Source organism: Enterobacter sp. MGH 24 (assembly GCF_000493015.1).
Lineage (GTDB): Bacteria > Pseudomonadota > Gammaproteobacteria > Enterobacterales > Enterobacteriaceae > Enterobacter.
Genome location: NZ_KI535657.1, coordinates 1,968,910 through 1,992,873 on the forward strand (window position 1 = coordinate 1,968,910; position 23,964 = coordinate 1,992,873).

At 55.3% G+C, this 23,964-nt stretch carries 22 protein-coding genes; 12 read left to right on the plus strand and 10 right to left on the minus strand.

What is annotated here, in order from left to right:
* Positions 1-15 precede the first annotated feature (15 nt).
* The 8 genes from L370_RS12510 (at position 16) to L370_RS22310 (ending at position 10,413) form a co-directional block, all read left to right on the plus strand.
* On the plus strand, positions 16-2,460 hold the full coding sequence (locus L370_RS12510; RefSeq protein ID WP_023334334.1) for a type I restriction-modification system subunit M: 2,445 nt from the start codon (positions 16-18) through the stop codon (positions 2,458-2,460).
* On the plus strand, positions 2,460-3,821 hold the full coding sequence (locus L370_RS12505; RefSeq protein WP_023334335.1) for a restriction endonuclease subunit S: 1,362 nt from the start codon (positions 2,460-2,462) through the stop codon (positions 3,819-3,821). Before L370_RS12510 ends, L370_RS12505 begins: the two co-directional genes overlap by 1 nt.
* Positions 3,822-3,825: 4 nt before the next feature.
* Positions 3,826-4,401, plus strand: coding sequence for a DarT ssDNA thymidine ADP-ribosyltransferase family protein (locus L370_RS12500; RefSeq protein ID WP_023334336.1), 576 nt, complete (start codon positions 3,826-3,828; stop codon positions 4,399-4,401).
* A 2-nt stretch (positions 4,402-4,403) separates the two neighbouring features.
* Entirely contained in the window at positions 4,404-5,060 is a 657-nt protein-coding gene (locus L370_RS12495) for a type II toxin-antitoxin system toxin DNA ADP-ribosyl transferase DarT (protein WP_023334337.1), read from the plus strand.
* Positions 5,057-6,124, plus strand: coding sequence for a type II toxin-antitoxin system antitoxin DNA ADP-ribosyl glycohydrolase DarG (locus L370_RS12490; RefSeq protein ID WP_023334338.1), 1,068 nt, complete (start codon positions 5,057-5,059; stop codon positions 6,122-6,124). The genes L370_RS12495 and L370_RS12490 overlap by 4 nt, the downstream gene beginning before the upstream one ends.
* A 20-nt stretch (positions 6,125-6,144) precedes the next feature.
* Positions 6,145-9,240, plus strand: coding sequence for a type I restriction endonuclease subunit R (locus L370_RS12485; protein ID WP_023334339.1), 3,096 nt, complete (start codon positions 6,145-6,147; stop codon positions 9,238-9,240).
* Positions 9,240-9,956 carry a M48 family metallopeptidase gene (locus L370_RS12480; protein ID WP_023334340.1) on the plus strand — a complete coding sequence of 239 codons (717 nt, stop codon included), beginning with the start codon at positions 9,240-9,242 and terminating at the stop codon, positions 9,954-9,956. The genes L370_RS12485 and L370_RS12480 overlap by 1 nt, the downstream gene beginning before the upstream one ends.
* 97 nt (positions 9,957-10,053) lie before the next feature.
* Positions 10,054-10,413, plus strand: coding sequence for a hypothetical protein (locus L370_RS22310; RefSeq protein WP_023334341.1), 360 nt, complete (start codon positions 10,054-10,056; stop codon positions 10,411-10,413).
* A 67-nt stretch (positions 10,414-10,480) separates the two neighbouring features.
* On the opposite strand, the gene L370_RS12475 is transcribed toward L370_RS22310, so the two are convergent.
* Both L370_RS12475 and L370_RS12470 read right to left on the minus strand, forming a co-directional pair.
* Entirely contained in the window at positions 10,481-11,173 is a 693-nt protein-coding gene (locus L370_RS12475; protein WP_023334342.1) for a winged helix-turn-helix domain-containing protein, read from the minus strand.
* Positions 11,174-11,198: 25 nt separating this feature from the next.
* Complete coding sequence (locus L370_RS12470) at positions 11,199-12,071, minus strand: phosphorothioated DNA-binding restriction endonuclease (protein WP_023334343.1); 873 nt, start codon at positions 12,069-12,071, stop codon at positions 11,199-11,201.
* A gap of 301 nt (positions 12,072-12,372) precedes the next feature.
* On the opposite strand from L370_RS12470, the gene L370_RS23195 reads away from it, so the two are divergent.
* Positions 12,373-12,840, plus strand: a complete 468-nt coding sequence (locus L370_RS23195; RefSeq protein ID WP_023334344.1) for a SymE family type I addiction module toxin — start codon at positions 12,373-12,375, stop codon at positions 12,838-12,840.
* Between the two features lie 58 nt (positions 12,841-12,898).
* On the opposite strand, the gene L370_RS12465 is transcribed toward L370_RS23195, so the two are convergent.
* The 3 genes from L370_RS12465 to trpS form a co-directional block, all read right to left on the minus strand.
* On the minus strand, positions 12,899-13,270 hold the full coding sequence (locus L370_RS12465; protein ID WP_023334345.1) for a hypothetical protein: 372 nt from the start codon (positions 13,268-13,270) through the stop codon (positions 12,899-12,901).
* A 54-nt stretch (positions 13,271-13,324) separates the two neighbouring features.
* Entirely contained in the window at positions 13,325-13,669 is a 345-nt protein-coding gene (locus tag L370_RS12460) for a hypothetical protein (RefSeq protein ID WP_023334346.1), read from the minus strand.
* A gap of 177 nt (positions 13,670-13,846) precedes the next feature.
* Positions 13,847-14,851 (minus strand): tryptophan--tRNA ligase, encoded by a 1,005-nt coding sequence (gene trpS, locus L370_RS12455; protein WP_023334347.1) that lies wholly within the window; start codon positions 14,849-14,851, stop codon positions 13,847-13,849.
* A gap of 199 nt (positions 14,852-15,050) precedes the next feature.
* On the opposite strand from trpS, the gene fosA reads away from it, so the two are divergent.
* On the plus strand, positions 15,051-15,476 hold the full coding sequence (gene fosA, locus L370_RS12450) for a FosA/FosA2 family fosfomycin resistance glutathione transferase (RefSeq protein WP_023334348.1): 426 nt from the start codon (positions 15,051-15,053) through the stop codon (positions 15,474-15,476).
* Here the strand turns inward: fosA and L370_RS12445 are convergent.
* Positions 15,462-16,469: a LacI family DNA-binding transcriptional regulator gene (locus L370_RS12445; RefSeq protein WP_023334349.1), complete on the minus strand. Its 1,008-nt coding sequence runs from the start codon at positions 16,467-16,469 to the stop codon at positions 15,462-15,464. The two genes, fosA and L370_RS12445, sit on opposite strands and share 15 nt — an antisense overlap.
* 185 nt (positions 16,470-16,654) lie before the next feature.
* Here L370_RS12445 and L370_RS12440 point away from each other — a divergent pair, with 185 nt between their 5' ends.
* Positions 16,655-17,743, plus strand: a complete 1,089-nt coding sequence (locus L370_RS12440) for a cellulase family glycosylhydrolase (protein ID WP_023334350.1) — start codon at positions 16,655-16,657, stop codon at positions 17,741-17,743.
* Positions 17,744-17,793: 50 nt separating this feature from the next.
* Positions 17,794-19,215 (plus strand): MFS transporter, encoded by a 1,422-nt coding sequence (locus L370_RS12435; protein WP_023334351.1) that lies wholly within the window; start codon positions 17,794-17,796, stop codon positions 19,213-19,215.
* Here the strand turns inward: L370_RS12435 and L370_RS12430 are convergent.
* The 4 genes from L370_RS12430 to L370_RS12415 are packed head-to-tail and all read right to left on the minus strand — an operon-like array spanning position 19,178 to position 23,924.
* Positions 19,178-19,999: an alpha/beta fold hydrolase gene (locus tag L370_RS12430; protein ID WP_023334352.1), complete on the minus strand. Its 822-nt coding sequence runs from the start codon at positions 19,997-19,999 to the stop codon at positions 19,178-19,180. The genes L370_RS12435 and L370_RS12430 overlap by 38 nt on opposite strands.
* A 30-nt stretch (positions 20,000-20,029) precedes the next feature.
* Positions 20,030-21,649: an MFS transporter gene (locus tag L370_RS12425; RefSeq protein ID WP_023334353.1), complete on the minus strand. Its 1,620-nt coding sequence runs from the start codon at positions 21,647-21,649 to the stop codon at positions 20,030-20,032.
* Positions 21,646-22,053, minus strand: coding sequence for a DoxX family protein (locus L370_RS12420; protein WP_023334354.1), 408 nt, complete (start codon positions 22,051-22,053; stop codon positions 21,646-21,648). Before L370_RS12420 ends, L370_RS12425 begins: the two co-directional genes overlap by 4 nt.
* Positions 22,053-23,924 carry an amidohydrolase gene (locus L370_RS12415; RefSeq protein WP_023334355.1) on the minus strand — a complete coding sequence of 624 codons (1,872 nt, stop codon included), beginning with the start codon at positions 23,922-23,924 and terminating at the stop codon, positions 22,053-22,055. The genes L370_RS12420 and L370_RS12415 overlap by 1 nt, the downstream gene beginning before the upstream one ends.
* Positions 23,925-23,964: the final 40 nt, after the last annotated feature.

Consider the following 23,964-nt stretch of genomic DNA (forward strand, 5'->3'; position numbering starts at 1 on the left):
GGAACGAGATATTTAATGGCTATCAAGAAAACCGAACTCTACTCCTCCCTGTGGGCAAGCTGCGACGAACTGCGCGGCGGGATGGATGCCAGCCAGTACAAGGACTATGTGCTGACCCTGCTGTTTATGAAGTATGTGTCCGACAAATATAAGGGCGATCCCGACGGCATTATCCTTATCCCGAAAGGGGCCAGCTTTGACGATATGATCGCGCTGAAGAACGATAAAGAAATCGGCGATAAAATCAACAAAATCATCCGCAAGCTGGCGGAAGAGAACGATTTGAAAGGCGTCATCGACGAGGCTGACTTCAACGACGAAGACAAGCTTGGTAAAGGCAAGGAGATGATTGACCGCCTGACGAAGCTGGTCGGTATCTTCGAGGGGCTGGATCTTTCCAGCAACCGGGCCGATGGCGATGATCTGCTGGGCGATGCCTATGAATATCTGATGCGCCACTTCGCCACCGAATCCGGTAAAAGCAAGGGACAATTTTATACTCCTGCAGAGGTGTCGCGCATTCTCGCGAAGGTGATCGGCATTTCGCCCGATACGCCGCAGGATGCCACTGTGTACGACCCGACCTGCGGCTCCGGCTCGCTGCTGCTCAAAGTCAGCGACGAAACGCGACGCGGGCTGTCGATCTTTGGGCAGGAAATGGACAACGCCACCAGCGCGCTGGCGCGGATGAACATGATCTTGCACAACAATGCCACCGCGAAAATCTGGCAGGGCAATACCCTGAGCGATCCACAGTGGAAAGAGGCCAACGGCAAATTGAAAACCTTTGACTTCGCTGTGGCGAACCCGCCGTTTTCAAATAAAAACTGGACCAGCGGACTGGATCCGAAGAAAGACCCGTTTGAGCGCTTCGTCTGGGGCGTCCCGCCGGAGAAGAACGGCGATTACGCCTTTCTGCTACATATTATCAAGAGCCTGAAAAGCACCGGCAAAGGGGCGGTGATCCTGCCACACGGGGTGCTGTTCCGCGGCAACGCCGAGGCGAATATTCGCCAAAACCTGATAAAACAGGGCTATATCAAGGGCATTATCGGCTTACCGGCCAACCTGTTTTACGGCACCGGCATCCCGGCGTGCATTATCGTGATTGACAAGGAACATGCCCACAGCCGCAAAGGTATTTTTATGATCGACGCCAGCCGGGGCTTTATCAAGGACGGCAATAAGAACCGCCTGCGCAGCCGGGATATTCACCGCATCGTGGACGTGTTTAACCACCAGCGCACGGTGCCCGGCTACAGCCGGATGGTGCCGTTAAGTGAAATTGCCAGCGAACAAAATAATTACAACCTGAATATCCCCCGCTATATCGATGGCGGCGAACCGGAAGATCTGCACGATCTGACCGCACACTTACAGGGCGGTATTCCGGCACGTGATGTTGATGCTCTCCAAGACTACTGGCGAGTCTTCCCTGCCCTGCGCGACGTACTGTTTACCGACGCTCGCCCCGGCTACTGTTGGGCGCAGGTAGAGGCACAGCTGGTGAAACCTACCATTCTAGCGCATAAGGAATTTAAGGATTTTGCCACCCGTAGCCTGCTGCCATTTAAGGCGTGGGTGAAAGAGGCGGCGCTGGCGGATATTGGCAAAGGCGATAAACCGAAGGAACTGATCCACGATATCGGCGAGATGCTGCTGGCGCAGTACGCCAACAGCGAGCTGTTGAACAAATACAGCGTGTACCAGATCCTAATGGACTACTGGGCCGATGCCATGCAGGACGATGTATATGTGATTATGCAGGAAGGCTGGCAAGCCGCCGCGCAAATTCGCGAACTCCAGCCGGGAAAAGGCAAGGACGGCAAAAACGTCTGGAAAGAAGCGCATGATTTTGAGTTTGACAAGCGGCGCTACAAGGCTGATGTGCTGCCCCGTTCACTGGTAGAAATTCGCTGTTTCCCGGAGCTGCTGGATGCGCTGAACCACGCACAGGAACGCAGCGAAAAAGCCAGCCGTCAGTTAGCTGAGTATGTCGAGGAGCAGGCCGGGGAAGACGATCTGCTGGCCGAGGTGAAGAATGATAAGGATAAGGTGACGCAAAAGCTGGTCAATGCTCGCCTGACAAAATTGAAGAAAACCACTGCCGACCCGGATGAGCTGACGGCGCTGACCCGCTGCCTGGCGCTGATTAAAGCAGAGGCGAATGCGAAAAAAGCGCTGAAAGCCGCACAGGAAGCGCTGGATCGCGCGGTGTTTAAACATTATCCCACTCTGGATGAAGCGGCGATCAAGGTGCTGGTGGTGCAGGACAAATGGCTGGCGACGTTGCAGGCCGGGATTAAGGCGGAGATTGAGCGCATCACCCAGCAACTGGCGGAGCGCGTGAAGGAGCTGGAAGAGCGCTATGCCGAACCGTTACCGGCGCTGGAAGCGTCCGTTGAAGCGTTGAACGAGAAGGTGGCCGGGCATTTGCGGGCGATGGGGCTGGTGTGGTGATGGTGGATTTAATGGTGAGTGAGCAGCGGTCGGGTACGACGGAGAAAGGCGTACCTGCGGGGTTTAAGCTGACTGAGGTGGGGATTATTCCGCAGGATTGGGAGTGCGTACCATTTGGCAACTTGTTTAAAACAAACATAAAGAAAATAAACGTCAGCGATCATGAGCTTGTTTCGTTTATTGGGATGCAGGATGTTAGTGAGGATGCAAAATTAAAAAATAGTATACGACTTCCTTTTAAAGAAGTTAAAAGCGGTTTCACATACTTTGAAAAAGGGGATGTTTTGTTAGCTAAAATAACCCCATGTTTTGAAAATGGAAAGGGATGCCATACCGCTGAGTTACCTACTAACGTAGGCTTTGGTAGTACTGAATTTCATGTATTAAGAGAAAATGAAGATTCCGATTCTCGCTTCATTTATTTTTGGACAACTGAGAAAAAATTCAGGTCGTCTCTGGAATCAGAGATGGTGGGAAGTGCGGGACATCGTCGCGTACCGCTAGTTGCTATAAAAACATATTTGATTCCATGTCCCAAAAATAGGAAAGAACAACGTGCTATTGCTGATACATTATCGGATGTTGACGACTTTATTATAGCGTCAGAAAAACTTATCGCTAAAAAACAGGCCATAAAAACAGCCACCATGCAGCAACTACTTACAGGTAAAACCCGTTTGCCACAGTTTGCGCTACGGGACGATGGGGCTGTTAAGGGATATAAAAAGAGTGAGTTGGGGGATATTCCTGAGGATTGGACAGTTACTATACTGAATGATGTTATAGACTCCTGCTCAAGTGGAGCAACACCATATCGTGGCGTAACTGAATATTACAAAGGAAACAACCGCTGGATCACCAGTGGTGAGCTCAATTATTGTGTTATTAATGACACAATAGAGAAAATTAGTGACGGTGCTATTAAAGATACAAATCTGAAAATTCATCCAACAGGAACATTCCTGATGGCGATAACAGGTCTTGAAGCCGCAGGAACACGCGGCGCTTGTGGGATTGTCGGTAAACCTTCTGCTACAAATCAGTCTTGTATGGCTATCTATCCCAATAATAAACTGGATAGTAACTATCTTTATCACTGGTATGTTTACAATGGTGATACCTTGGCATTTAAATACTGTCAGGGGACAAAACAATTAAGCTATACGGCTGGTTTAATCAGAAAAATACCGTTGTTCTTACCAACTGATAAAAAAGAACAAACCGCCATCGCCGCCATTCTCTCCGATATGGACAAGGACATTCAAACCCTGCGACAGCGTCTTGACAAAACCCGCCAGCTAAAACAGGGGATGATGCAAGAGTTGTTAACCGGGAAAACCCGACTCATGGAAAGGAGCTAAATAAATGGTTGATATTCGAGAGCAAAAGCTGATTTTTCACTTAACGGACATTAATAATCTGGAAGCTATTTTTTCGGATGGATTAAAGCCACGTAGTCTGTTAAGGGAGTTTTCAGATGTTGCCGACCCTGACATCATCGATTCACGTCGCGCTTTGCGATTAGAAGAATTTGTTCCTTTTCATTTTTTTGCCGGGAACCCTTTTGATGGCAGAGTTCACCTCGATAACCGAGGTAAAAAGTTCATCCTTATCACTGTTCATCGCGATCATGCCCAGAAAAATAACTGGAAAATCATTCCCAGACACCCTTTAGCTGGAGCCAATATCACGCTACTGGATTATGACACGGGGATAAAAAATATCGACTGGGATACAATGAATCGTAGGGCTTACGCAGAGGATGAATGTAGGCATATCTGCATGGCGGAATGCTTATCTCCTGCCATTGTACCATCCAGTGATTTTTTCAGTATTTATGTCCCTGATCGCGCAACAGAGAGAACCGTTATCGCCTTAAAAGAAAAATATAGGCTTAGTATATTCATTGCCGTTAACCCATATATGTTCCCCGGAGCCTGATTGTGGCCTATGATTACAGCGCTAATCTCAACCCGGAAAAAGCCCTGATCTGGCGCATTGTCCATCGGGACAATATCCCGTGGATACTGGACAACGGTCTGCACTGCGGCAACAGCCCGGTTCAGGCGGAAAACTGGATCAATATCGGCAACCCGGAGCTGATCGGCAAACGCGCCGGGCACCCGGTGCCTGCCGGTACAGGCGGGACGCTGCATGACTATGTGCCATTTTACTTTACTCCCTTCTCGCCGATGCTGATGAATATCCGCAGCGGGCGCGGCGGCATTAAGCAGCGCCCTAATGAAGAAATCGTCATTCTGGTCAGCAGCCTGCGACATGTGGCGGCACAACAAGTCCCCTTCGTGTTTACCGACAGCCATGCCTACTATAATCTGGCTAATTATTATACCGATCTGGACAATCTGCACCGGATCGACTGGCCTATCCTACAGGCGAGGGATTTCCGTCGCGATCAGGACGATCTTGCCAAGTTTGAACGCTATCAGGCCGAGGCGTTAATCTGGCAGCACTGCCCAATCACACTGCTGGTCGGGATGATTTGTTACAACGATGGCGTCAGGTTACAATTAGAGCAGTGGCTGTCGCAACGCAATCTGTCAATGCCCGTTCACGCACGGGCCGGGTGGTACTTCTCATGATGACATATACACAAGGCAATTTACTGGATGCGCCCGTGGAAGCACTGGTGAATACGGTTAATACCGTCGGTGTCATGGGTAAAGGCATCGCGCTGATGTTCAAAGAGCGCTTCCCCGACAATATGAAATCCTATGCCCTCGCCTGCAAACAAAAGCAGGTCATGACCGGCAAGATGTTTATTACCGAAACCGGCGAACTAATGGGGCCGCGCTGGATCGTCAACTTCCCTACCAAGCAGCACTGGCGCGCCGACTCCCGCATGGAGTGGATCGAAGAAGGTTTGCAGGATCTACGCCGCTTTTTGATCGAAGAGAAAGTGCAATCCATCGCTATTCCCCCGCTGGGCGCGGGCAACGGCGGCCTGAACTGGCCAGACGTGCGGGCGCGGATTGAATCTGCGCTAGGCGACCTTCAGGACACGGAAATTCTGATTTATGAGCCTACCGAAAAATACCAGAACGTCGCCAAGAACACCGGCGTAAAAAAGCTTACTCCCGCCAGAGCGATGATCGCTGAACTTGTGCGCCGCTACTGGGTGCTGGGTATGGAGTGCAGCCTGCTGGAAATCCAGAAGCTGGCATGGCTGTTACAACGTGCTATTGAACTGCACCAGCAGGAGGACGTTTTAAAGCTGCGCTTTGAGGCGCACAATTACGGTCCCTTTTCCCCCAACCTGAACCATCTGCTTAATGCGCTGGACGGCACCTATCTGAAAGCCGAGAAACGCATCCCAGACAGCCAGCCGCTGGACGTGATCTGGTTTAACGATCGGGAAAAAGAACACGTCAACCTCTGGCTGAATAACGAGGCCAAAGAGTGGCTACCGGCGCTTGAGCAGGTCAGTCAGTTGATTGACGGCTTTGAATCACCGTTTGGTCTGGAGCTGCTGGCGACCGTTGACTGGCTGCTGACCCGAGGAGAATGCCAGCCCACTCTAGATTCAGTAAAAGAGGGGCTACACCAGTGGCCTGCCGGTGAACGCTGGGCCAGCCGTAAGATGAAGCTGTTTGATGATAATCATCTTCAATTCGCCATAAACCGTGTGATGGAGTTCCATTGCTGAACATTTAGGGAGAGCACCCTTTGAGCACTATCGGCCAGCGCGAACGCGCCACACAGCAGCGTTTGATCCAGTTTTTTGTTAAGGATTTGGGATACCGCTATCTGGGCCGCAGCGCAGGATATGCCGGTGACAGCAATATCAACACTGACATACTGAGCGCATGGCTCAAGCGGCGCGGCGTCAGCGATACCCTGATCACCCGCGTGCTTCGGCAACTGGATTCCGCAGCTGCGCTGGGCGAAGGCAAGAAGTTGTATTACGCCAATAAAGAGGTCTATCGCCTGTTGCGTTACGGCGTGAAGGAAAAGGAAGGCGCGGGCGAGCAGAATCAGACCGTGTGGCTTATTGACTGGGCAAATCCTGAAGCCAATGATTTCGCCATCGCCGACGAGGTGACGGTCAAAGGTGAATACAGCAAGCGCCCGGATCTGGTGCTGTACGTTAACGGCATCGCGCTGGGAGTGATTGAGCTTAAACGCTCGTCTGTCCACGTTAGCGAAGGCATCCGGCAGAATCTCGATAATCAAAAGAAAACATTTATCCGCAATTTCTTTACCACCATGCAACTGGTGATGGCAGGTAACGATACGCAGGGACTGCGCTACGGCACCATCGAAACGCCGGAAAAATATTATCTGGAGTGGAAAGAAGAGAATACCGGCACATACACGCATAAACTCGACTTTCATTTAAGCCGCCTTTGCAGCAAATCAAGGCTGCTGGATATCGTCCATAACTACATGGCCTTTGACGCTGGAGTGAAAAAACTCTGTCGCCATAATCAGTTCTTTGGCGTCGAGGCAGCTAAACAGCATATTGCCCGTCGTGAAGGCGGGATTATCTGGCACACGCAGGGATCGGGTAAAAGCCTGACGATGGTCTGGCTGGCGAAGTGGATCCGTGAAAACGTACCCAATTCACGCGTGCTGATTGTGACCGACCGCACCGAGCTGGATGAACAGATCGAAAGCGTGTTTATGGGTGTGGATGAAGAGATTTATCGCACCTCTAGCGGCAACGACCTTATTGCGACGCTTAACCATCCGAACCCGTGGCTCATCTGCTCTTTGGTGCATAAGTTTGGTCGTCGTAGCGAGGCGGAAGACGCTGCTGCAACTGACGACTTCATCACCGAGTTGCAACAATCTCTGACTAAAACGTTCCGGGCCAAAGGCGACTTGTTTGTCTTCGTGGATGAGTGCCACCGTACGCAGTCCGGCAAATTGCATAATGCGATGACCGCTATTCTGCCGGAAGCCCTGTTTATCGGTTTTACCGGCACGCCGCTGATGAAGAAAGATAAAAAGAAATCGGTGGAAGTGTTCGGCCCTTATATCCATACCTATAAGTTTGATGAAGCAGTAGCAGACGGCGTGGTACTGGATCTGCGCTATGAGGCCCGCGATATTGACCAGTATCTGACGTCGGAGAAAAAGGTCGATGACTGGTTTGAAGCCAAAACGCGCGGCCTGTCGAATTTAGCCAAAACCCAGCTTAAGCAGAAATGGGGCTCAATGCAGAAACTGCTGTCCAGTAAGTCGCGGCTGGAGCAGATCGTTAACGATATTCTGCTGGATATGGATACCCGTCCGCGCCTGATGGACGGGCGTGGCAACGCCATGCTGGTATGCAGCAGTGTGTATCAGGCCTGTAAGGTTTACGAGATGTTCAGCCAGACCGATCTGGCGGGAAAAGTGGCGATTGTGACCAGCTTCCGTCCCGACGCGGCCAGTATCAAAGGTGAAGAAACCGGAGCGGGCCTGACCGAGAAACTGTTTAAATTCTCGACCTACCGCAAAATGCTGGCTGACTACTTTGAGCAAAGCGAAGAGAAGGTTGCCGGGCGTATCGCCGAGTTCGAGCGAGACGTTAAGCAGCGCTTTATTAATGAGCCGGGACAAATGCGCCTGCTTATCGTCGTGGATAAGCTGCTGACTGGCTTTGACGCACCGTCCGCCACCTATCTTTATATTGATAAAACCATGACAGACCATACGCTGTTTCAGGCGATTTGTCGGGTAAACCGGCTGGATGGGGAAGATAAAGAGTACGGCTATATTATCGATTATAAAGATCTGTTCCGCTCGCTGGATAAAGCGATAACCGATTACACCACGGGTGCGTTTGACGATTACGATCGCGATGATGTTGATGGCCTGCTGAAAAATCGGCTGGAGCAGGCAAAGCTGGATCTTGACAGCGCGCTGGAGGTGGTTCGCAGCCTGTGCGAACCCGTCAGGGCACCGCGCGATTTGCCTGACTATCAGCACTATTTCTGCGGCCAGTCAGGGGAAAACCAGACGATATTAGGCGAAAAAGAGGCGCTGCGCCTATCGTTCTATCAGAATGTCGCCCGCCTGCTACGCGCTTACGCCAGCCTGGCAAATGAAATGCAGGAAGCGGGTTATACCGATGAAGAAGTGGAAAGCATCCGAGCCGAAGTCGCTAAATTCGAGAGACTGCGCTACGACATTAAGCTGACCAGCGGCGATCTGCTGGACATGAAGCGCTTTGAACCCGCCATGCGCCACCTGTTGGACATGTACGTTCGCGCCGATGGTAGCGAAGTGCTGATGGATTTCGAAGAGTTAAGCCTGATTGAGCTGATTGTTGAAAAAGGCGCAGCAGCAACCGCGGCTCTACCAGACGAGATCCGCAACAATCAGGATGCGATGGCGGAAACCATCGAAAACAACGTGCGTAAAACCATCGTGGATGAAAACCCGGTGAACCCAAAATACTACGGACGCATGTCGCTTTTGCTGGATGAACTGATTACCCTTCGCCGCCAGAATGCGCTTGATTATCAGCAGTACCTGGAGCGTATCCGGGATTTGAGCAAGCAGGTCATCCGCCCGGAACAAACCAACGGAGCATCCTATCCTGAAACAATGGATACACAGGCAAAGCGTGCGTTTTATGATAACTTCGGTCATGACGAGGTGCTGGCAACCCGTATTGATACGACAATCCGCTATACCAAAAAAGCGGAGTGGATTGGCGATCGTTTTAAGGAACGAGAGCTTGCCCGTGCACTACGCGAAGAAACCGCCAGTTATAACGTCAATATTGATGACGTTCTTGAGCTTGCCCGCAAGCAAAAGGAATACCACTGATGCCGGTCATGCAGATAGGCACGCTGCGCTTGCAGGTTAATCGTAAAGCGATTAAGAACCTGCATATCAACGTCCTGCCGCCCGACGGCAAAGTCCGCGTTTCTGCCCCGGAACACATGACGGAAACGGCGATACGGATGGCTGTCGCTTCCCGCTTGCGCTGGATCCGAAAGCAGCAGCAGGATTTTGCCAGACAGCCCCGTCAATCCGAGCGGGAGATGGTCAGCGGAGAGTGCCACTATCTTTGGGGCCGCAAGTATCGCTTGTTTGTGATCGAGCGCCAGGGACGCCATGAAGTGAAGGTCGCGGGAAACAATAAACTCCAGCTTTATATTCAGCCGGGAACCAGTAATGAAAATAAGGAGCTGGTATTAACCGAGTTTTATCGGCATGAACTGAAGCGGCAGGTTGCCAAATTGCTGCCCGAATGGCAGGCCAGAACCGGTGTTTCCCCAACGTTCTGGGGCATCAAAAAGATGAAAACCTTCTGGGGTACCTGTAATACCACCACAAAGCGAATCTGGCTCAATCTGGAGCTGGTCAAGAAGCCACCTGAGTGTTTGGAGTATATTCTGGTGCATGAACTGGTTCACCTGCTGGAGCGTCATCATAACGAGCGCTTTCGGCTGCATATGGACCGCTTGATCCCTAACTGGCGCGAGCGCCGGGATTTGCTCAATAAGATGCCGCTGGCGTTTGAGGCGTGGGACTATTAGGGCAGGATCGTCTACCGGGCTGGGGTCAGTCCATGTATCGGCAAGATTAGGTCATTACAAATGATGGCACATCGCTCTCATTCATGGGAGCTAAGCTATGAAAATCTTTTTAAAAGTCCTGAAGTGGTGTGCACTCTCGGTCGCCACAATCTTTATCCTCGGATGGCTGTTTGTCTGGCTCGTGGCATCGGGTTCTGATCAAACAACGGTTTACACCGAAAATGACATTTTCCAATATCACACGCTGACTGACAAGGATATTGAAAACGCCCCGCGTATCACGGACGACTACTATTTCGAGGCGCATCCCGGTGATGGTTATGCCCCTTCAAATAGCATTTTATTTAAAGGGGCCACTGGTGTAGCACCGTTGCGCACGTATCTTGAAACGCTGGGATACACAAAGGAAAAGCGTCGCCTGGGGATAAGGAGATCTGGTCAAAACCCGATCAGGTAAACGGGGATCTTTTCTATTTGTACTTCAATACCGCTACGGGTGAAGTTGAGTTGACCAAAGTGATGAATTACTGAGTTAACTCACTCTGTGCCGATTCATTTTCTTTTTGTGCTTTGGTCATCAAGACCTTCAATTCCTCAATAGTAAGTGAGGGTTTTCGCCTGTGGATCATTGCATGGCAATTGGGACAGACAGGGCGAAGATCATTTACAGGATCGAGTTTGTAGCGCTCTCCAATCTCAGAGAGAGGGGTGATATGGTGTACGTGAATATAGTCCTTGCCGGTTTCACCATACGTTTTCTCAAAGTCCATATTGCATACGCTACATTGACAGCCGTAGTGGTCTATACATTTGTCTCTTGCTGTTTTGCTCCGTTCGTACTTGTTAACTTTAATCCGCTTTACAGCCCCCTCATAAAAGGTTTCGGACACATCATCTGGGTAGCCGATTTCTAACTTGGTTGAAAGCGATTCTGCTTTTTTGATGCCATCTTGAGTGAGTTTCCAGATGCCATGGCCCGATTCTTTTGCATTGTGAAGGTACTTGTAGTCAACAAGCTGATTGCGCGCCCATTGCACCATATTGTTCCACTGGAGACGGTTGCTTCCATCAGAAAGTAAAATGCTCATTTCTTCATCTGTAAGGTCGAACTCCTTACCAAGCGGTTCATAACATGAGGAAGAACTTACTTCTCCGCCCCGATTATAGATATTTAAAAGTAAAGGGATCTCTATCTCTTTATAACTAGGAAACGGCATCTTTGTGTTCTCCAAATTGTATCGATTACTTTCTGAAAATTTCGCGTATATGCCACTCTATATAACTAGCCTGCGGATAATTTTCTTTCTGTAGTGGGAGGTGAATTTGAGCTCCTGCGTAGTCCCAAAAGAATCTGGATACAACGCTATTGCCATTTACAGCGGAAGATATTTGAACGCGCATGTTTTCATCCACTCCAAGAGAACCTTTATCAAAGGCTTTATGATGGATTGAGCAGAGAGCTAAACCATTCGCGATCTCACATGGTCCTCCATGTTGCTTCCACTTAATATGAGCGGCTTCAAGTGCGACAGAGGTATTATCATGTCGCATATTGAAACCGCAAACGGCGCACTGATAGTTATAGGCTCGCAATACCTGCTGTCGAAATAAGGGATCGCGCTGTTTGCGAATTTGCAGGAGATCGAATCCCAACTCGTCGGCAAGTTCTTCCTGGATGCTTTCGGTAAAGTGTGCTTCGAGGATTTGCTGAGCTATAGAGTTAATGAGGTTCTTACTGTTTATCAAACGAGAGTAATGCTGCTCGTCAAAACCACCTGCAACATGATGTTCAACCAACTCCCCCGCAGGGGGTTGTTTGCTGGTACCTGATGTGGAACAGCGCTCTGCGTTTTGTAGTTCCCAAAAGCCATCACCTTGTAAACGCCAGAACGGCATATCAGGACGGTACTGTGCACGCTGTGGTCCAAAACGTTCCAGCAGGCTGTGTAGCTGATCGCGTACTTCAGTACCGTAATCAAACAGTCGCGCATGTCCCTGCTGATAGTTCGCCAGCACGTACAGAAGCAATAAAGGCTTATGCGGCGCACGCTGTTCGCCTTTGCGCCAGATGGTGATATCGGCAATTGCCTGTTCGAGAGTTTTGCTGGAAGCCATCGCGTTACGGAAGAAGGTAAATAATTGCGATGATGCTCGCAAAACCCAGACCAATCAACCTGCAATCAACAAAAACATGACCATACCGCACACAACACTATTTCCTGAATCTTCCTCGCAAATTTCAAATTTGCCCCACACCAAACCGCTGTATTTATATTCAGCCCTGTATAATGACCATCAGAAATTAGCCGAATGGCAAAAGGAAGTATCAAAGAATATTTAAAGAGAGAATTCGCGATATGAAGGTGCTGCAACACCCCCATACCGCTAACCACCAACAACTAATCAGGAGTTGAAAATGGCTGTGACGAATTTTAAGCCAGAGTTTACTGTTTGCAAAACAGAATCAGACGCTTTCACCGGCATGATTGAAAACCGCGAGCTGGTACGCAAAAACAGCGCCCGCCGTCTGCACGGCAACCCGCCCAACGCGGCGCCCCTCCATCCACGAGCGGAAACGCCGCAGGACAGTGCCGCCTGCTGCGAACTCTATGCTCGCATAGACATGAAATATCTTCTTCTGGGCGGGGACTGGTTAACCCGTGCAGGCTTTATCAACGGCATGCCCGTGAAAATCCGCGCCATGAAAGATTGCATTGTGATTACGCCGCAGCATACAAGAGAATTATGGGGATGCCTGGAGGGTATGAGCGTGGTGAATATCAATAAGCAGAAAGTCGCACAGTGGTTGAAGACCTTTCCGGGAGCGCTGAATGATACAGGTGATGTTCCGGTGATTAAGCGGGGGAGTGGGAAGGCCGTTTAAACTTAAGACTAACGAGTGCGGGCATATGAGCACATGCCCGCACTACGCTAAAAGTAATTCAATCATGATGTATTTGTTCTTTCACAGCCTTAACCAGCACAGCATGGAGTTCGCCAACGGTTAAATCGCGTATCACAGGTTCCGGAATGCCTCGCAACCTGCGAATCAAGCGGCAGATACCAAAGTAATCTATGCCCTCGGTGCTAAAAAGAAACTCGTTTTCAGCGAGGGAAAAAATTTTCTCATAACCATCTTCTTCAGTGACGAGCGTAACGCCAAACGCTTCCTCGCAGTCTTCAATCAGGACATCGCCATCCATGCCGCATATATCGAGGTCGGCTTCGATTAGGGTGTTCTTATCAATGCGCTTGCGATGATGTCCCGAGGACTGACGTACAACCTCAATGACCTGCGAAAGAGTGGGGTACATTATGTTGGATTCCGTGGGTGAAGAAATGACGTAGACATTGATTAATAGACCGAGTTAACGCTTGGGACTTATTATTGAAGGTACAAAGAAAATCAAAACAATCCACGTAAACATCCCAATAATCTTCATCGGCCAGGGTTCAAACACATCCAGACACACAATCGCGCCAATAACTAATAGCGGACCTTCTATCAGTTCAGCTATCCCCCCTAAAATATGTAACTTATGAGGCAGCACCCGATTAAGTAATGTCGCAATAAGCTGTGCACTTCCTAATATGATTGTTATTGCGATCGTACGGTCCTCCCAGTTATCAAAACTAACCAAAGAAATGAGGCATATAGTCAGCACATAACCACAAAAAAATATATTCAGCATGTAAATAATAAACTTGCTCATAACATTTGCTACGACGTTCGAAAAATATAAAGAGTCTATGAATATAGCGCTCTCAACAGAATGACAAACAACATTGACTAATAATGCATTTCAGAATTTATTGCGCCTCGCTGATTTCCGTAATAATCAAGTTAGCGGCTTCATGCCAATTCCACGCACTCCACCGCTAAATCTAACTTAACTAAACACCGGCACCCCCAGCCCCACCTTCACCTCCCTCAACGTCTCCTGTGTCACCCCCTGCGCCCGTTCCGTTCCGCGCTTCAGCATCGCCATCAGCTCGCCCTTATCCTGCATATACATCGCCCTCCGCTCCCGCATCGGCGCAATCAGCTCCTGCAGGCACACCTCCAGCTCGTTCTTACATACCCGGTCCCCAAGCCCGCCCGCCTGATAGTGCGCCTTCATCGCCGCCACTTTGTCCTTGTCCGGGTGAAACGCGTCGAGGTACGTAAACACCACGTTCCCCTCAATCTGCCCCGGGTCGCTCACCTTCAGGTGATTCGGGTCGGTGTACATCGCGCTTACCGCGCGATGGATGGTCTCTTCACTGGCCGAAAGGTGCAGCGTGTTGCCCAGCGATTTCGACATCTTGGCGCTGCCGTCGATGCCGGGCAGGCGGCTGGTGTCGCTCAGCATCGCCTTACAGTGGCGCAGCACAGGAGCGGGCAGCAGGCTGTTCATCTTGTGCACAATCTCGTTGGTCTGCTCAATCATCGGCAGCTGGTCGTCGCCGACGGGCACGCACTCGGCCTTAAACGCGGTGATGTCCGCCGCCTGGCTGATGGGGTAGGCCATAAACCCGACCGGCAGCGAGCGGGCGAAACCCTTCTGCGCAATCTCGTTTTTCACCGTCGGGTTACGCTCCACGCGGGCGACGGTGACGATGTTCATATACAGCATCGTCAGCTCGGCGAGGGCGGGCAGGGCGGACTGCAGGCAGATCGTGGTCAGGTTCGGGTCGATGCCGGCGGCGAGGTAGTCGGCCAGCACTTCGGGGATGTTGTCGCGAATTTTTTGCGGGTTGCTGCCGTTGTCGGTCAGCCCCTGCAGGTCGGCAATCAACACAAACTGGCTGTGCGTCTGCTGGAGCGCCACGCGCTGGCGCAGCGATCCGACGAAGTGGCCGAGGTGCAGCGGGCCGGTTGGGCGGTCGCCGGTGAGGATGGTGGGTGCGTTCATAAAGACTCCTTAACGTTGTAATGCCGAAAGGGGTCTTAGATGTGAGAAAGCCGCCTTTCGGCGGCTATCTGAAAATGGGGAAAACTACTCCGTGCCGCCTTTAAGAAGGCAGCCACCAGCGGTTTACGGTGAGCACGGCGTGGTTTATGTTCATCTCTTTACCGTACCATGTCCGGCGCGAAAAACAAAAGGGCACGTCATGCTGCAATCACTCAACCACCTGACCCTCGCGGTCAGCGACCTGCAAAAAAGCGTCACCTTCTGGCACGAGCTGCTGGGGCTTGCGCTGCACGCCCGCTGGAATACCGGGGCCTATCTCACCTGCGGCGATCTGTGGGTCTGCCTGTCGTACGACGAGGCGCGCCAGTATGTGCCGCCGCAGGAGAGTGACTATACCCACTACGCGTTTACCGTGGCGGAAGCGGATTTTGAACCGTTCTCGCAAAGGCTTGAGCAGGCGGGCGTCACCGTCTGGAAGCAGAACAAAAGCGAGGGGGCGTCCTTCTATTTTCTCGACCCGGACGGGCACAAGCTGGAGCTGCACGTGGGCAGCCTCGCCGCGCGGCTGGCGGCGTGTCGCGAGAAGCCCTATGCGGGCATGGTGTTTAGCTCAGACGAGGCTTGAGGCGCGTACCTTCAGCCTGCCCGCCAGCGTCACGTGCGTGGCGGCATCTTCCTGATTGCACAGGTACTCCACCGCCAGCCGTCCCAGCTCGCTGTAGGGCAGCTGGATACTGGTCAGCGGCGGGGTGAGCTGCTCGGAGATCTTCTGGTCGTCGTAGCCCGCCAGCAGCATATCCTGCGGGATGCGCACGCCGTTCACCGCCAGCGCCTGATAGCAGCCAATCGCCAGCCAGTCGCTGGCGCAGAAGATGGCGTCCGGACGCTCGGCCAGTTCCAGCAGAGAGGTGGTGGCGGTAAAGGACTCGCTGAACTGCCAGTTGGTCTGGCGCACCAGGCCGTCTTCGCACGCGAGTCCGGCCTGCTGTAATGCCGCCTGGTAGCCCGCCAGACGCTGGCGCGATGCCTCCATCCAGCTCTCCCCGGTAATGTGGGCGATGCGCGTGGCCCCGCAGGCGATGAGGTGTTTAGTGACCTGGAAGGCATTGGCGTAGTCGTCCGGGATAAACGACGGCAGCAGCGGCGAGCCGGGGTCGCGCTGGTTGAGCAGCACCAGCGGGATGCGGGTGCAGTCCTGGAAGGCCGTCATGTCCACCAGCGTGGTGACCGGGGACGCGAGAATAATCCCGATGCAGTTGCGTTTCTCCAGCTGGCGGATAATGTTCAGCGCCAGCTCAATGTCGTCGCCGTAGTCGTACACGGTGAGCAACGTCTCGTTGCGCCACGCGGCTTCCCGCGCCTGGCTGATGGCGTCGATAAACGGGTCGAAGCTCTGCATAGAGCTGACCAGCAAGGCGATCTCTTCCTGGTTGCGCGGGGCGTGAACGGCGGGGAGGCGGTCGTAGCCGAGCTCGGTAGCGACGCCAATGACCCGCTGGCGGGTGTCGTCGCTGAGCTTGATGTTGCGGGACTGGTTAAGCACCAGCGATACCGTCGCCTGCGACACGCCCGCCGCCCGCGCAATATCGTTCATCGTCACTTTCGTTTTTCGCTTCATCCGTCCTCTCCCTTTCGCGACTTCGCATCATACCCTAACCGCACGCTTTAGCGCCGTCGATCACGTTTCTCATTCATCGAAGCGTGAACTTTGTGAGGGGCATCGCTTTTCTAAACGCCGTGATTTGCGCATTTATCCTGCAGCTAATATTTATTAGCTAAATATTATCAGTAAGAGGACGCGTAATGAAAGAGCAGTGGAGCAGGGAGCAGGCACAGGCGTGGTATGAGCAAAAAGACTGGCTGTGCGGGTTTAACTATCTGCCGTCGACGGCGGTGAACTGGACCGATATCTGGCAGGAAGAGACCTTCGATGCCGCCACCATCGAGCGCGAGCTGGGCTGGGCGGCGGACGCGGGCTACAACACCCTGCGCATCAACCTGCCGTTTATCGTCTGGGAGCACGACCGCGACGGGCTGATGGCGCGCATCGACCGGTTTTTGACGATTGCCGACGACCGCGGGTTCAGCACCATGCTGACCCTGATGGACGACTGCGGCTTCTCCGGCGACGAGCCGTACCTCGGCCCGCAAAAGCCGCCCGTGCCGGGCAAGCACAACAGCCAGGCGGCGGCCAGCCCGGGGCGCGACAAGGTATGCGATCCCGACTGCTGGGCAGACATTGAGCGCTATATCCGCGACGTTGTCCGCCAGTTCCGCGACGATAAGCGCGTGCTGCTGTGGGATCTCTATAACGAGCCGGGCAACCGCGGCATTTTCGCGACCGGCACGCAGGAGGTGCAGTACGACGCGAAGCTGGAGACCTGCGCCCACGCGCTGATGAAGCTCGCGTTCCAGTGGGTGCGTGAAGAAGACCCGACCCAGCCGCTCACCGTCTGCGCGTGGCGTCTGCCGCCGGAAGAGGAGGGCGAGACGTTCTTCCAGCACCCGCTGGACCAGACCGCGCTGGCGCTCTCGGACGTGGTGAGCTTCCACGCCTACACCCACACCGGGCGCATGACGGCGATTATCCAGCAGCTGCAACAGCTTGGTCGCCCGCTGTTCTGCACCGAATGGCTGGCGCGCCACGTGGGCAGCACCATCGAGGAGCAGCTCCCGCTGATGTACGCGGCGAAGGTCGCACCGTACCAGTGGGGGCTGGTGCGCGGCAAAACCCAGACGTGGCTGCCGTGGCCGGTGGTGATGAAGGAGTCCACGGACTACTGCCGCCTCTGGTTCCACGACGTGTTCGAGGAGAACGGCATTCCGTTCTCGCGCCGTGAAATCGCATTAATGCAGCAGCTGCGCAAGATCGCCCCGAAAGTTCAGGGCTAATAATATCGACCCGGCGGACCACCGCCGGGCAACCAGGCAGGCATATATCAATGGCAACGACAATGAAAATACCGTCTCGCGAGCTGTGGTCTTATTTTGGCTATGGTTTAGGTCAGTGTTTTAGCTTTGGTTTAGTGGGTTCGTTTATTAACTATTTTTACACCGACGTGCTGGGGATCTCGGCGCTGGCGGCGAGCACCATCTTCCTGATTGCCCGCGCGTGGGACGCGGTTCACGATCCGCTTTTTGCCAGCATTATGGACACTATTAACAGCCGGTTCGGCAAATTTCGCCACTTTTTGCTGATCGCCCCTTTGCTGATCACCGGCGTCACGCTGCTGTCGTTCTATAAAATCGAAGCGGACATGACCACCAAAATCCTCTACGCCGGGGTGACGTATATCCTGTGGGGGACGCTGTACGCCATCTCCGATATCCCGTTCTGGTCGATGTCGTCGGTGATGACCAACGACTCCGCCCAGCGCACCCGCGCGGTGACGGCGGCGATGCTCGGGGTCAACGCCGGGATTGCCTGCGCCAACATCTTCTTCCCGAAGCTGGCGGCGTTCTTCGCCCAGTACAGCAACGATAAAGGCTACTTTATGGCGGCGCTGGTGATGATGCTGGTGGGCCTGCCGCTAATGCTTAACGGCTTTATGCAGATCAAAGAGCGCGTGCCGCCGAGCCCGGAAAAGGTGACCATCCGCGACACCTTCCACAACCTGCGCCAGAACAAGCCGCTGTTTATCGTCCTGCTGTCGTTCTTCTTCTGCGTGTTCCACAACGTGGCGGGCGGGCTGTATATCTATTTCTTTATCAACAATCTGGGCGACGGCAGCCTGCAGATGGCGATTGGCGTGATGGGGATCGTGGCGGCGGTGCTGTGCCTGGTCGCGCCAATGCTGACGCGCCGGATGCAGAAGCGGAAGCTGTTTATGATCCTCTGCGGGCTGGACGTGGCGGTGCGCGTGGTGATGTGGTTTGTCGGGTATCAGCAGGTGACGATGCTGTTTATTCTGCTTGGCCTGAGCACCCTGTTCGTGATGATGACCAACATCCTCACCTCGTCGATGATTGCCGACACCATCGAGTACGCGGAGTACCACACCCACAAGCGCTGCGCGGCGATCACCTTCTCCGGGCAGACCTTTACCGGCAAGATGTCGGTGGCGGTGGGCGGCGGGTTGATCGGCGTGTTCCTGACGATGATCGGCTACGTGCCGCAGGCGCAAATTCAGAGCGAGGGCGTGCTGTCGGGGCTGTTCTTCGGGATTTGCCTGCTGCCGGCGATTGGATCGGTGATCCGCATCGTGTTTATGTCGCGCTTTACCTTCACCGAGGAGAAGCACGCGGAGATTTGTCGGCTGCTGGCGGAGCGAAACGCGTCTGCGAAAGCGCCGGGTGGCGGCTGCGCCTTACCCGGCCTACAGAAAATTACAGCGACTTCACAAACGCCAGCAGATCTTCGTTGAGCTGGTCCTGGTGGGTCAGCGCGAAGCCGTGCGGCGCATTGTCGTACACCTTCAGCGTGGCGTTTTTGATCATCTCCGCCGCCAGCTTGCCGGTGCTTTCAAACGGCACGATCTGGTCGTTGCTGCCGTGAATCACCAGCGTCGGCACGTCGATTTTCGCCATATCCGGGCGGAAGTCGGTTTCGCCGAACGCGGTCACGCAGTCGATGGTGCCCTTCAGCGACGCCAGCAGGGCGATGTTCAGCGTCTGGGTGAGGGCACCGGCAGAGACGGTCTGCCCGGCGTTAGTGCCGTAGAACGGCGTCGCGAAGTCGCTGATGAACTGGGCGCGATCTTTACGCAGCCCGTCGCGAATGCCGTCGAACACGCTCTGATCCACACCCTGCGGGAAGGAGTCGGATTTGCCGAAAATTGGCGTGACCGCGCCCAGCAGCGCCAGACCGGCGACGCGCGCGCTGCCGTAGTTGTTGATGTAGCGCGTCACGTCGCCGCCGCCCATGGAGAAGCCCACCAGCGTCATGTCCTGCAGGTCCAGGGTAGTGATCAGGTCGTTGATGTCGGACGCAAAGGTGTCGTAGTCGTAACCGTTCCACGGCTGATCCGAGCGGCCAAAGCCGCGACGGTCAAAAGCGATGGCGCGGAAGCCGCGCTCGGCCAGGTAGTTCAGCTGGCTGTCCCACATGTCGCCGTCCAGCGGCCAGCCGTGGCTGAAGAGAACCGGTTTGCCCGCGCCGCCTTCTTTGTAGTAAATCTGCGTGCCGTCTTTTGCCTTAAACGTTGCCATAGTGTGTTCCTGTGCAGGTGATGGTTATGGTTATACCGGCGCGACCAGATAACGAATTGCCGGTGATGTTGTGCCCTGATGAAAAGCCAGAACGCGGCTCTGCAGCAGGAGGTCATTCATGGTGTGGCGCTCCTGCTGGCGCAGATGCTCAATCCACGAGCCCATCAGGAAGGTCTCGATAAACAGGCCGGGACGTTCGATATCTTCGTACACCGCCCAGCTCATCGCCCCGGCGCGGCGGCGCACCCGGCGCAGCTCGTGAACCGCCTCCAGGAAGGCCTTCGTATTCTGCGGGTCGATGATGTACTCGTGCGACACCAGCACCGGGCCGCGCTCGTTCGGCAGGTCAATCTCCACGCCGTCCAGCGGCTGACCGCTCAGGTCGAGGTTCAGGTCCGGATCTTTGCCCAGCTTCCAGCGGAACACCGTCGCGCTCGCCAGCACCATCCCCAGCGTGGCGACAACCAGCGAGGTCGGGGTGCCGAAGCGGGAGGCGATCTGCCCCCAGATGGCGCTGCCCGCGGTCATTGAGCCGAAGAACACCGTCAGGTAAACCGCCAGCGCGCGGGCCTTCACCCAGCGGGCGGCGCTGCGCTGCGCGCCGAGGTTCAGCGTTGAGAGCACCGCAATCCAGGCGAAGCCGGTGAAGAACTCAAACAGGTTGAGCAGCCAGACGTGGCGCACGAACGCCAGCGCCAGCATGGTGAGGGCAAAGGTCAGGCTGGCGGCCACCATCAGGCGGTCGGCGTTCAGCCGCTGGCGCAGGCGCGGCAGCAGGATCGCTCCGGCAATCGCCCCCAGGCCAATGCAGGCCAGCATCACGCCGTAGCCCGCTGGGCCCAGGCCCAGCTCGCGGCGCGCCACCAGCGGCAGAAGCGCCCAGCCCGCGCTACCGAAAACGAAGAAGGCCACGGTGCGCACCAGCACGTTGCGCAGCACCGGCGCGGCGTGCACGTAGCGAATCCCGGAGCGCACCGCGGAGAAGAAGTGCTCCGGCGGCAGGCGCTGCACGGACGGCGCCGGACGCCAGCGCCACAGCACCCACGCCACGCCGACCACGGACAGCGCGTTGAGGGCAAACACCATCCACGGTCCGGCGAGCGACAGCAGGAAACCGCCCAGCGCGGGGCCAATCGCCCGGCTGATGTTCACGCCCAGCGAGTTCAGCGCCACGGCGGCGCCCAGCTCCGGCTTGCTCACCAGATCGGGCACCACGGCCTGGAACGGCGGCGAGCTCATCGCCGCGCCCACGCTCAGCAGAAACGTCGCCACCAGCAGCACGGCGGGGGTAACGTGTCCGGTGAAGGAGAGCACCGTCAGCCCGGCGGCGGCGATGAACACCCACAGCTGGGAGAAGAGCAGGTATTTACGTCGGTCGACGATGTCCGCCATCACCCCGGACGGCAGGGCGAAGAGGAACATCGGCAGGCTGCTTGCCGCCTGTACCAGCGCGATATCCAGCGGGTCGGCGCTCAGGGTCAGCATGCTCCAGTTGATGCCGACGTCGCTCATCCATGAGCCGACGTTAGAGACCACCGTGGCGATCCACAGCATGCGGAACACCGGCTGGCTCAGCGGCTGCCAGGGCGAAACCGTCGATGCGGGCGTCGTCTCGACGTGGGCGTCGCGAACGTCGTTAACCTGGGTCATGCGAACCTCTCCGTTGCCTTACGCTGCAGCCGCCACTGGCCCGGCCCGGTGAGGGCGAGAGTGGTGAAGATAATCAGCAGCAGCCAGCCAAACTGCCCTTCGGCAATCGACCAGTTCGGGTGGACCGCCAGCATCGCCACCAGCAGCACGGCGATAATCGGCAGGCACGCCAGGCGGGTGTAAACCCCCGCAATGATAAACAGCGGGCAGACCACCTCGGCGACAATTGCCGGGATCAGGCTGGCGTAAGGCCCGAAGCCGAACGGATCTTCAATGCGCGTCAGCTCTTCGCTGAAGTGCAGCACCTTCGGCAGGCCGTGTACGTACAGCAGCAGCAGGCTGCCGGTCAGGCGCAGGAAGAACAGCCCCAGGTCGACCCGGGGCGGAGCAAAGGTGTTTTTCATCAGAATGCAAAGCAGCTGCAGCCCAGCGCCCCCCAGAAAGCGTTATCGTCGGACACCGGCATCTCTGACGTGCGGGCGAAATCATGCTGGTGGCTGTGAACCCCGCATGGACCGCTGCAGTGGTGAACCACACTCAAGCCGACGCGTGCGGCCTGCGGCGGCGCGCTGCGGTAGTGGCCCGGCACCTTCACCACCGGGGACCACTCGGGCAGAACCGGAATAGCAGGCGGCGCGAGCGGGCCAAAACTGCCTGCGGCGTAGACGATGTCGCCGTTGACCACCGTCAGGACGGACTCGATGCCCTTGATCTCCTCTTCCGGCACGCGGAAGAAGTCTTTGCTCAGCACCGCCAGGTCGGCGAGCTGGCCGACCTTGATCTGCCCCTTCTGGCTCTGCTCGCTGGAGAACCATGCGCTGCCCTGGGTCCAGAGCATCAGGGCGGTATCGCGATCCAGACGGGCGCTGTGGTCGTACATCTGCATCCCGCCGACGGTGCGGCCGGAGACCAGCCAGTAGAGCGCGGTCCACGGGTTGTAGCTCGCCACGCGGGTGGCGTCCGTCCCTAAGCCCACCGGCACGCCGGTCTCGAGCATTTTTGCCACCGGCGGCGTGTGGCGGGTGGCTTCGATGCCGTAGCGCTCGGCAAAGTATTCGCCCTGGAAGGCCATGCGGTGCTGGACGGCAATGCCGCCGCCCAGTTCTTTAATGCGGTCGATGTTGGCCTGGGTGACGGTTTCCGCATGGTCGAAGAACCAGTGCAGGCCGTTGAACGGAATGTCGCGGTTCACCTTCTCGAAGACGTCCAGCATGCGGCTGATGGATTCGTTATAGGTGGCGTGCAGGCGGAACGGCCAGCGGTGCTCCACCAGATGGCGCACCACGCGCTCCAGCTCGTCCTCCATGCCCGGCGCGAGGTCCGGGCGCGGCTCGAGGAAGTCTTCAAAATCGGCGGCGGAGAAGACCAGCATCTCGCCCGCGCCGTTGTGGCGGAAGAAGTCGCTGCCCTGGCCCGGCGTGAGCATATCGGTCCATTTTTCAAAGTCTTCCAGCTCGTGGCCCGGACGCTGGGTAAACAGGTTGTAGGCGATGCGGATGGTCATCTGCTTCTTCTCGTGCAGCTCGGCGATCACCTCGTAATCTTCCGGGTAGTTCTGGAAGCCGCCGCCCGCGTCGATGGCGCTGGTCAGCCCCAGACGGTTCAGCTCGCGCATGAACTGGCGGGTGGAGTTAACCTGCTGCTCCAGCGGCAGCTTCGGCCCTTTGGCGAGCGTGGCGTAGAGGATCATGGCGTTAGGACGGGCAATCAGCATCCCGGTTGGGTTGCCGTTGGCGTCGCGCTGGATCTCGCCGCCCGGCGGGTTTGGCGTGTCTTTGGTGTAGCCGACCACCTTCAGCGCGGCGCGGTTGAGCAGGGCGCGGTCGTACAGGTGCAGGATGAAGACCGGGGTATCCGGCGCGGCGTCGTTAATTTCGTCCAGGGTCGGCATGCGGCGCTCGGCGAACTGGAACTCGGTCCAGCCGCCCACCACGCGCACCCACTGGGGCGACGGCGTGCGCAGGGCCTGCTCTTTCAGCATCCGCAGGGCGTCGGCCAGCGACGGCACGCCTTCCCAGCGCAGCTCGAGGTTGTAGTTCAGCCCGCCGCGGATCAGGTGCAGGTGCGAGTCGTTCAGGCCGGGGATGGCGGTGTGGCCTTTTAAATCCACGACTTTGGTGCCGTCGCAGTGGTGTTGCATCACCTCGGCGACGGTACCCACTTCCAGAAATTTTCCGTCGCGCACGGCAACGGCTTCCGCGACGGGGTTCTCGCGATCGACGGTGTGAAACTGGCCGTTAACCAGAATGAGATCGGCTTTACCGAGGGTAACCATAAACTGCTCCTGACTGAGAGGGGAATGGTCAGGATTATGG